A 9,370-nucleotide genomic window follows, 5' to 3' on the forward strand; every position below is an offset into this window, starting at 1 on the left:
CAACTCTACGACCACATTCGCCGAGCCGCTCCCACCGACGCCACAATATTGGTCCACGGCGAAACCGGTACAGGTAAAGAACTCGTAGCCAGAGCGATACACAATCAGAGCACCCGAGCCACCAAGGCCATTATTTGCGTAAATTGCGCGGCAATCCCCGAGACGCTCATTGAGTCTGAACTATTTGGTTATGAAAAAGGCGCCTTTACCGGCGCCAACACCAGTCGCATCGGGCTAATCGAAGCCGCCGACGGCGGCACGTTATTCCTCGACGAAATTGGCGAACTACCTCTAGAGGCACAAGCTCGGTTATTGCGCTTTATCCAAGAGGACGAAATTCGCCGCATTGGCTCAGTCGAATCCAGTAAGGTCAATGTCCGACTCATTTGTGCAACCCACCGCGACCTCAAAGAAATGGCCCATGCCGGCCATTTCCGCGAAGATCTGTACTACCGCATTAATGTCATGAAGCTAGAGTTGCCGCCGCTACGCGAGCGCGGCAAAGATATTCTTGAACTTGCCGAAGCCCTGCTCAAGCAGCGCTGCGAAAAAATGAAAAAGCCCTTAATGCACTTCAGCCCCAAGGCAATTCAAGCAATCACAACCTATATTTGGCCTGGGAATATCCGGGAACTGGAAAACGCCATTGAGCGCGCAGTCATCCTTTGTGACCGTAAAGAAATTGACAATGAATTACTCGATATCGACCTTGAGCTTGTTGATATTAGCCAAATACGCGGCCGCAGCAACGATTTCGACAATCGTCCCACCAGCATTAATAACAACGGCAGTGCCGAACGCAAAGATACCCGCAATAAGCCTAGTCGCGCCAACGACCCCAGTGAAGATTTGTCTCTCGAAGATTATTTCCAGCGCTTTGTCCTGGAGCACCAAGACTCAATGAGCGAAACCGAGTTAGCGCAAAAACTTGGCGTTAGCCGTAAATGCCTCTGGGAACGCCGCCAGCGTTTAGGCATTCCACGCAAAAAAGTGGCCGCCAGAACCAATGCCTAATGCACCTCGGCCACCGTTACCCAAGCCAACTGAATGTAACAAAGAGCGTTTACTAAGGTAACAAGTAATAAATATGTAAGGGGTTTCCACAACAGGGGAAATACCTAAGTACTTGAAACAGCTAGATTTTCAAAACATGGCACGGCATATGCTCTCTTTAGGCACAAACAACAATAAGAAAACAAAATAATAATAAGAAACGATAAACAATAATAATAATACAACAGCAAAGAGACCTGGGTGGGGAAGACAATGTTTTCCCCTTCTTCATTTTAGAATCCCCAAAAAATTCCTCCTCTGCATTTCCCGCACATATCAAAGGCCTGTGCTAGAATACTGCCTTTCCAACTAACGGCCGACCCCCAAACTCAATGACATCAAGCTCCGCTACCGGGCTGTGGAAAAAGCTTACCGGCAAATTTTCCAAATCCAGCCAAGGCACTACCAAACAAGTGGCCATTATCCCGCGAGATCAACACATTGTTTCGCGCAAATACATTAGCGACGCCGCCCTAAAAGTTATCCGCAGGCTAAATGACGAGGGCTTCGAGGCTTTCCTCGTCGGCGGCGGCGTTCGCGACCTTCTACTCGGCGGCCAGCCCAAAGATTTTGACATTGCCACCGACGCCACCCCCGAACAAGTGCGCAACGCCTTTCGCAATAGCCGTATTATTGGCCGACGCTTTCGCATCGTACACGTCCGTTTTGGCCGCGAAATCATCGAGGTTACGACCTTCCGCGGCAACCATAGCGCCCCGGCAAGCAACCCACAGCGCAACAAGCACTCTGCGCAAACTGAATCGGGCATGTTGACTCGGGATAATGTTTACGGCTCCATCGACGATGATGCGGCACGCCGCGACCTCACCATAAACGCCCTGTATTACTCCAGCCGCGACTTCTGTGTATATGACTTTGTTGGCGGACTCAAAGACCTCAACAACAAACTTATCCGCATTATTGGCGACCCGGAAACCCGCTACCGTGAAGACCCGGTGCGAATGCTGCGCGTAGTACGCTTCGCCGCCAAGCTCGACTTTGACATTGAAAAGCATAGCGAAGAGCCAATCAAACGCCTCGCTCCGCTACTCAATGATATTGCCGCCGCAAGGATGTTTGACGAAGTTATCAAGCTATTCATGTCTGGCCAGGGCCTGCACACCTACGCGCTAATGCAGCGCTATGAGCTGTTCACCCCGCTATTCCCCGCCACGCAGAAAATGCTCAATCAGCGCGAGCCCGCTGCAGAAGAAATTATTAAGCAGGGCCTAATTAATACCGATATTCGCATCGCCGAAGGCAAGCCCGTAACGCCGGCATTTATTTACGCGGTGATATTGTGGCCGGTAGTGAAACACCTCCAGAAGGAAATCATGGACACTGGTGCGCCGGAAATTGCCGCCCTGCACCAAGCCGCCGAACGGGTTTTGCACAAGCAACAGCAAACGGTCGCCATACCTAAGCGCTTCTCCCTACCCATGCGGGACATTTGGGAGCTGCAATGCCGCCTAACCCGGCGTTCAGGCAAGCGCGCCGAGCAGTTGCTAGAGCACCGCTATTTCCGGGCCGGCTTCGACTTTTTATTATTGCGCGAGCAAGCTGGTGAAATTGAACCAGGCCTCGGGCAGTGGTGGCTGGCATTCCAAGAGGCCCATGTCGACACACGCGGCGCCATGCTAAGCCAGGTGCCAGCGAGCGACAAACCTCGCGCACCACGCCGTCGACGCGGCCCCCGCAAGCCACGATGATCCGTTGTTATATTGCGCTTGGCAGCAATCTTGGCGAGCCGCAGGCGCAGGTCCGCTCAGCGCTGCGCGCACTGGCGGAGCTCCCGAAATCGACACTGGTCAATTGTTCCCGATTATACGGGTCTACCGCCGTCGGGCCGGGACAGCAAGATAACTACGTGAATGCCGTTGCCGCCCTGGACACAGACCTAGCGGCCGAACAACTGCTTATTGCCATGCAGGGTATCGAAGCCCAGCACCAGCGTCGAAGAGACGAGCACTGGGGGCCGCGCACACTCGACCTAGACTTATTGCTTTACGGCGATCACCATATCGCCAGCGACACCCTATGCGTGCCCCATCCACGCATGCACCAGCGCGACTTTGTTTTGCGGCCACTGGCGGATATAGCCCCTCAAAAACTGTTACAGGCCAAATTCGGCGGCATAAATAGCGCCACCTTCAAGGACACCAACGACCTGTGGGTTTTAAACGAAAATGACCAATCACAACCTGCTTAACGAGCCGATCATCAATTTACAGCGGCCACCGCGCTTCATTGCCGTGGAAGGCCCGATTGGCGTGGGCAAAACTACCCTAACGCGCCGCCTAGCTGAGTCGCTCGGCTTCCACCAGCTATTAGAAAAGGCAGAAGACAACCCCTTCCTAGAGCGGTTTTACGCAAATCAGCGCCATGCAGCACTCTCGGCCCAGCTATTCTTTTTATTTCAGCGCGCCCAGCAGCTCAGCGATTTACGCCAAAGCGACCTGTTCGAGCAAACCCATGTCGCTGATTTTGTATTCCAAAAAGACCCCTTGTTCGCAAAAATAACCTTAGAAAACAATGAATTAGAGCTTTACAACAAGGTTTACGAGCAAGTCCAAGTCGATATCCCAACGCCAGATCTCGTGATCTACCTCCAGGCGCCAGTCAAAGTATTGAAAGACCGCATACAACAGCGTGGCGTTGCTTTTGAGCGCAGTATCGATGCCGAATATTTAGAAAAAATAAACGGCGCATACAGCGAATACTTCCACTCTTACCACGACTCACCGCTACTGATCATCAATGCGAGCGAGATCGACTTTGCCAATAATGACCAGCAATATGAACAATTATTGCAATATCTGCTGGAAATTCGCAGCGGTCGCCATTACTTTAACCCCACTTTTTTTTAAGCTCCAACGAGGCGCGCTATGAGTAAGGTCAATATCCTCAGCTTGCTGGCAAAAAAACAAAGCCAGCAAAAGTTTGCCGTGGTCACTTGCTATGATGCGAGCTTCGCAAAATTAGTTGAAAACGCCGGCATTGACGCGATTTTAGTCGGCGACTCCCTAGGTATGGTCTTACAGGGACACGACTCAACCCTGCCCGTTACAGTCGCGGACATGGCCTACCACACCGCCTGCGTTAATCGCGGCTGTAATCGGCCACTGATCATCAGCGACATGCCCTTTGGCAGCTATAACACTGCCGCGCAATGCCTTGATAACGCCACCACCTTGATGCGCGCAGGTGCGCAAATGGTCAAGCTCGAAGGCGGCGACTGGCTTTGCGACAGCATTCGCCAGCTCAATCACGCGGGCATACCGGTCTGCGGCCACCTAGGCCTAACCCCCCAATCCGTCAACGTTTTGGGCGGCTATCGCGTACAAGGCCGAGACGACAACCAAGCTCAGGCCATCCTTGATGATGCCCTAGCCCTAGAAGCTGCCGGCGCCGCAATGCTGGTGCTAGAGTGTGTGCCGCGGAAACTCGCCGCAGAAATCAGCAGCGTTCTTAAAATACCCGTTATTGGTATTGGCGCAGGCAATGAGACCGACGCCCAGGTTCTAGTGCTTCACGACCTGCTTGGCGTCACCGAAAAAACCGCGCGTTTTGTCCGTAACTTCGCCCAGGGCAGCAGTAGCATTGGCGACGCCTTGAGCCGCTACAACGACGCAGTCACAAGCGGCAGCTTCCCTGCCGATGAGCACAGTTTTGACTAATAGCAAAAAGGTGTAAACTGTTACCTCGGGAAACATTTTACAAGGTAACAAAGTCGTGAATTTTTTGTTACCAAAGCATTGAACGGCCATTCCGATTGGGGCATACTTGCCCGCCACTGGCCCAACTGATCAGATTCTGAGCAATCCATCAGTTTTTAAAAGGCCTTACAGCCAGTGTTTTGGTCGCCAGCCCGCGGTGTGCGCGGACTGACTTCACAGCAAACTACCTTCGCAATAGGCGAAGTATGAGATTGGGAAGTTAGGGGTATGAAAACGTATAGCACAGCCGCAGCCTTAAGAGCCGCTTTAAATACAGGACGCCGCGCCGGTAAAACCGTCGCCTTTGTTCCTACTATGGGCAATTTGCATGAAGGTCACCTGCGCTTAGTTCGCAAGGCACGCCAATATGCCGATATTGTGGTTGTCAGCATCTTCGTCAACCCGCTGCAGTTCGGTGCGAACGAAGATTTGAGCAACTACCCACGAACCTTAGCAGCAGACAAAGAAAAACTGTTTGCAGAGGGCGCACAATATTTATTCCTTCCCCAAGTAGAGGAAATCTACCCTGAGGGAATGGACAGCCACAGCAAGATTTCGGTACCCGAGATCTCTGAGGGACATTGCGGCGCCAATCGACCGGGCCATTTCACCGGTGTTGCTACGATAGTGGCCAAGCTTTTCAATATTGTTCAACCAGACACCGCGGTGTTTGGTGAAAAAGATTTCCAGCAGCTTAGCGTTATCCGTAAAATGGTTCGCGATTTGTGTATGCCAATCGAGATTGTCGGTGTTGCCACTGTGCGGGCCGAAGATGGCTTAGCACTGAGCTCTCGCAACGGCTATCTCAGTGCCGAGCAACGGCAAATCGCACCCGTTTTGCACCGTGTATTACAGGAGTGCCGCGAGGCAATTGCCTGTGGTTACGACAGTTATAGCAAACTGGAGCAACACGCCAGAACCAGCCTTAACCGGGCAGGTTTAGTGGCGGATTACTTCAATATTTGCGATGGTCGTACCCTGCGTCCGGTAACAGCGGACACCGAAGAAGTTGTTATTCTGGCGGCGGCCAAACTTGGCTCTACCCGCCTAATTGACAACGTCACCCTGAACGTTAACTCCAGCAGCGACTGGGGAATGTTGGCGGCTAATTAAGCCAGCGAAGACCGAAGAGAAAGGAACAGCGTTATGCAGTCCGTTATGCTGAAAGCGAAACTCCATAAAGCCTGTGTAACCCACGCAGTGCTAAATTATGAAGGCTCCTGTGCGATTGATGGCAAATTACTCGACATGTCGGGTATCCGTGAGTTTGAGCAAATTCAAATTTACAACGTCACCAATGGCGAGCGCTTCACCACTTATGCAATTCGTGGTGAAGATAACAGTGGCATTATTTCGATCAATGGCGCGGCGGCTCACAAAGCCAATGTTGATGACATTATTATCATCTGCGCCTATGCCAGCTACTCCGAAGTTGAGCTAATCAACTTCAAACCCCGCTTGATCTATATGAATCAGGACAATACCGTTAGCCACGCCAGCAACGCCATCCCCGTTCAAGTCGCCTAACACGCCACGCAATTTTGGCCACAAGCCAAAATTGCGTGCAAACTCCACAGCCTCCCCATCGCCACAGTATTGCTGGCAGAATTTCTTACGCCTATCAGCTCACCAACAAAGCATATAAGTCCAGACTCGACTTTAGTCGTAAGGGGCTTCAATCGCTGTCGCCAAGCCGTTATTCTGCTAGATTGAAAGCCGCTATATGACGCGCTACGCCGTCCAACCATAACAATCGCGCATTTGAGAGTTTTACTATGAGTAAAGTCAATGTACACCCAGTGCCTAGCCAATTCGCCTCGAACGCTCACATCAACCGCGAGCAGTACGAAGCGATGTACGAACAATCCTTGACGGATCCAGACACGTTTTGGACAAACCAAGCAAAAACCTTTTTAAGTTGGAACAAAGATTGGCATACCGTTAACAGCTACGACTTTCGCAAAGGTGAAGCCAAGTGGTTTGATGGCGGCGAACTCAATGTGGCCTACAACTGCATAGACCGCCACCTCGAGACCCGCGCCGAGCAAACGGCCATTATTTGGGAGGGTGACGACCCAAGTGAATCCAAGCACATTAGTTATCGCGAATTACACAGCGAAGTCTGCAAACTCGCCAATGTCTTGACAGCACAGGGCATTAGCAAGGGTGACCGAGTGTGCATTTACATGCCCATGATCCCCGAAGCCGCCTACGCCATGTTAGCCTGCGCCCGAATTGGCGCTATTCACTCAGTCGTATTCGGCGGTTTTTCACCGGAGGCCTTAAAGGATCGCATTCAGAACGCCGACTGCAAAATGCTAATCACCGCCGATGAAGGCCTGCGCAGTGGTAAAAAAATCCCACTCAAAGCCAACGCCGATAAAGCCCTGGAAAATTGCCCTAGCATTGAGAAATGCCTCGTCATAAAACGTACCGGTGGCCAGATTAACTGGCAAGATGACCGCGACCGCTGGTACCACCAGGAGATGGCCAGCGCGAGCTCAGACTGTCCAGCGGTCGCCATGCCCAGTGAAACCCCCCTCTTTATTTTGTATACCTCTGGCTCTACTGGCAAACCCAAGGGCGTATTGCACACTAGCGCGGGCTATTTGCTGCAGTCAGCAATGAGCCATAAATACGTTTTTGACTATAAAGATGGCGAAGTATTTTGGTGCACCGCCGATGTCGGCTGGATCACCGGCCACAGCTATATTGTCTACGGGCCACTGGCCAACGGCGCCACCACGCTCCTTTTTGAAGGCGTACCGACCTACCCCGACGCTTCCCGTTGCTGGCAGGTCATCGACAAGCACCAGGTCAACATTTTCTATACCGCACCAACGGCTCTGCGCGCATTAATGGGCGCTGGCGACGAGTACGTCACGAGCAGTGATCGCAGCAGCTTACGCTTACTCGGTTCGGTAGGTGAACCCATTAACCCAGAAGCATGGGAGTGGTATCACCGCGTAGTGGGTGAGGAGCGCTGCCCAATTGTTGATACTTGGTGGCAAACCGAAACCGGTGCCATGATGTTAACGCCACTACCCGGTGCCATTGATATGAAGCCTGGCTCAGCCACCAAGCCCTTCTTCGGTGTCGAGCCCGCGCTACTCGACAATGACGGCAAGGAAATCAACGGTGCTGGAGAGGGCCTACTGGTAATTAAACGCTCGTGGCCTGGGCAGATTCGCACAGTTTACGGAGACCATCAGCGCCTAATCGAAACTTATTTCAGCACCCACCCCGGCTATTACTTCACCGGAGATGGCGCCCGTAGAGACGCCGACGGCGATTACTGGATCACCGGCCGAGTCGACGATGTACTGAATATTTCTGGTCATCGTATGGGCACCGCCGAAATTGAAAGCGCGCTGGTACTCCATGAGGCCGTGGCAGAAGCCGCCGTGGCCGGCTACCCACACGATATCAAGGGACAAGGCATTTACGCCTACGTCACCCTGATGCACGATATCGAGGGAACTGAAGAGCTACTGAAAGAATTAACGGCGCTTTGTGTCAAGGAGATCGGTCCCATCGCCAAACCAGATCTAGTACAGTGGGCACCGGGATTACCCAAAACCCGCTCGGGTAAAATTATGCGCCGGATACTGCGTAAGATTGCTGCCAATGAGCTGGACAATCTGGGCGACACATCTACCCTTGCGGACCCTTCCGTTGTCGATCAATTAATCGACAACCGCTTGAACCGTTAAAAAATTAGTTAAGGCGCGGCCAGAGCCCGCGCCTTAACTGAGTACTTAGCAAATAAACTCATCCTCGCTCATATCCATTACGCCATTCGCGCCAGCGAGCATGGCTGCCTTGTGGCTAGCCGTTCTCGGTAGCAGACGCTGGAAGTAGAAACGCGCGGTTTTAAGCTTACTGCTATACAGCGGATCATTTGAACCGGCGTCCAGCTTTTGCTGCGCGACCTCGGCCATTTGTGCCCACAGGTACGCAAACGTTACATAGCCCGAGTACATTAGGTAATCCACCGAGGCTGCGCCCACTTCGTCGGCATTTGCCATCGCCTTTTCACCGACGGCCATAGTCACTTCGCCCCACTCTTTATTCAACACCGCCAATGGCGCAATAAACTCGGCAAGCCCAGCATTGTCTTTGTTTGCTTGGCAGTACTTATGAATAATCTTAGTGAAGTTACTTAGAACGGCGCCGCCGCTGCCCAATACCTTGCGACCGATAAGGTCGAGGGCCTGAATTCCGGTGGTCCCCTCGTAAACCGTCGAGATTCGATTATCCCGTGCAATCCGCTCCATACCGTTGTCACTAATATAACCGTGTCCACCAAACACCTGCACACCGAGGTAGGTCACCTCCTGGGCTGTCTCGGTACAAAATGCTTTGGCGATCGGCGTCAATAATTCCAATAATTGAGTGGCTTCCGCTTGCTGCGCTTCACTGCCAAATTGACTTAAATCCACTTGCTGAGCGAGCCAGTAGATAAGAGCCCGCTGACCTTCAACAAAGGCCTTTTGTGTTAGCAACATACGGCGCACATCGGGATGAACCATAATAGGGTCAGCCGGGCCATCGGGATTTTTGGGGCCCGTTAAAGACCGCATTTGTAAACGCTCACGGGC

9 protein-coding genes are annotated in these 9,370 nt (G+C 52.3%); 8 read left to right on the forward strand and 1 reads right to left on the reverse strand.

From position 1 onward, the window contains the following. From ABYT30_RS11155 to acs, 8 genes are all read left to right on the forward strand, one after another. On the forward strand, nt 1-1,014 hold a 1,014-nt coding region (locus tag ABYT30_RS11155), incomplete at its 5' end, for a sigma-54 interaction domain-containing protein (RefSeq protein ID WP_373096492.1). Nucleotides 1,015-1,385: 371 nt separating this feature from the next. Continuing rightward, on the forward strand, nt 1,386-2,762 hold the full coding sequence (pcnB, locus tag ABYT30_RS11160; protein ID WP_373080246.1) for a polynucleotide adenylyltransferase PcnB: 1,377 nt from the start codon (nt 1,386-1,388) through the stop codon (nt 2,760-2,762). Next, nucleotides 2,759-3,262: a 2-amino-4-hydroxy-6-hydroxymethyldihydropteridine diphosphokinase gene (gene folK, locus ABYT30_RS11165; RefSeq protein WP_373096493.1), complete on the forward strand. Its 504-nt coding sequence runs from the start codon at nt 2,759-2,761 to the stop codon at nt 3,260-3,262. The genes pcnB and folK overlap by 4 nt, the downstream gene beginning before the upstream one ends. Further along, nucleotides 3,240-3,920, forward strand: coding sequence for a deoxynucleoside kinase (locus ABYT30_RS11170; protein WP_373096494.1), 681 nt, complete (start codon nt 3,240-3,242; stop codon nt 3,918-3,920). The genes folK and ABYT30_RS11170 overlap by 23 nt, the downstream gene beginning before the upstream one ends. 18 nt (nt 3,921-3,938) lie before the next feature. Then, complete coding sequence (gene panB, locus ABYT30_RS11175; protein ID WP_373096496.1) at nt 3,939-4,730, forward strand: 3-methyl-2-oxobutanoate hydroxymethyltransferase; 792 nt, start codon at nt 3,939-3,941, stop codon at nt 4,728-4,730. A 267-nt stretch (nt 4,731-4,997) separates the two neighbouring features. Then, nucleotides 4,998-5,882 carry a pantoate--beta-alanine ligase gene (gene panC / locus ABYT30_RS11180; protein ID WP_373096497.1) on the forward strand — a complete coding sequence of 295 codons (885 nt, stop codon included), beginning with the start codon at nt 4,998-5,000 and terminating at the stop codon, nt 5,880-5,882. 33 nt (nt 5,883-5,915) lie between these two features. Then, nucleotides 5,916-6,296, forward strand: a complete 381-nt coding sequence (gene panD, locus ABYT30_RS11185) for an aspartate 1-decarboxylase (RefSeq protein WP_008251283.1) — start codon at nt 5,916-5,918, stop codon at nt 6,294-6,296. Nucleotides 6,297-6,544: 248 nt separating this feature from the next. Next, nucleotides 6,545-8,482 carry an acetate--CoA ligase gene (gene acs, locus ABYT30_RS11190; protein WP_373096499.1) on the forward strand — a complete coding sequence of 646 codons (1,938 nt, stop codon included), beginning with the start codon at nt 6,545-6,547 and terminating at the stop codon, nt 8,480-8,482. 45 nt (nt 8,483-8,527) lie between these two features. Here acs and ABYT30_RS11195 read toward each other — a convergent pair. Next, a partial coding sequence (locus tag ABYT30_RS11195; protein WP_373096501.1) for an acyl-CoA dehydrogenase C-terminal domain-containing protein occupies nt 8,528-9,370 on the reverse strand: 843 nt, incomplete at its 5' end.

The sequence above is a fragment of the Zhongshania sp. genome, assembly GCF_041623545.1.
GTDB lineage: Bacteria > Pseudomonadota > Gammaproteobacteria > Pseudomonadales > Spongiibacteraceae > Spongiibacter.

What these genes read in the sequence shown, in the direction of transcription:
- folK (WP_373096493.1), top strand. Translation starts at nt 2,759, where the DNA reads ATGATCCGTTGTTATATTGCGCTTGGCAGCAATCTTGGCGAGCCGCAG.
- panD (WP_008251283.1), top strand. Translation starts at nt 5,916, where the DNA reads ATGCAGTCCGTTATGCTGAAAGCGAAACTCCATAAAGCCTGTGTAACC.
- ABYT30_RS11170 (WP_373096494.1), top strand. Translation starts at nt 3,240, where the DNA reads ATGACCAATCACAACCTGCTTAACGAGCCGATCATCAATTTACAGCGG.
- panC (WP_373096497.1), top strand. Translation starts at nt 4,998, where the DNA reads ATGAAAACGTATAGCACAGCCGCAGCCTTAAGAGCCGCTTTAAATACA.
- acs (WP_373096499.1), top strand. Translation starts at nt 6,545, where the DNA reads ATGAGTAAAGTCAATGTACACCCAGTGCCTAGCCAATTCGCCTCGAAC.
- panB (WP_373096496.1), top strand. Translation starts at nt 3,939, where the DNA reads ATGAGTAAGGTCAATATCCTCAGCTTGCTGGCAAAAAAACAAAGCCAG.
- pcnB (WP_373080246.1), top strand. Translation starts at nt 1,386, where the DNA reads ATGACATCAAGCTCCGCTACCGGGCTGTGGAAAAAGCTTACCGGCAAA.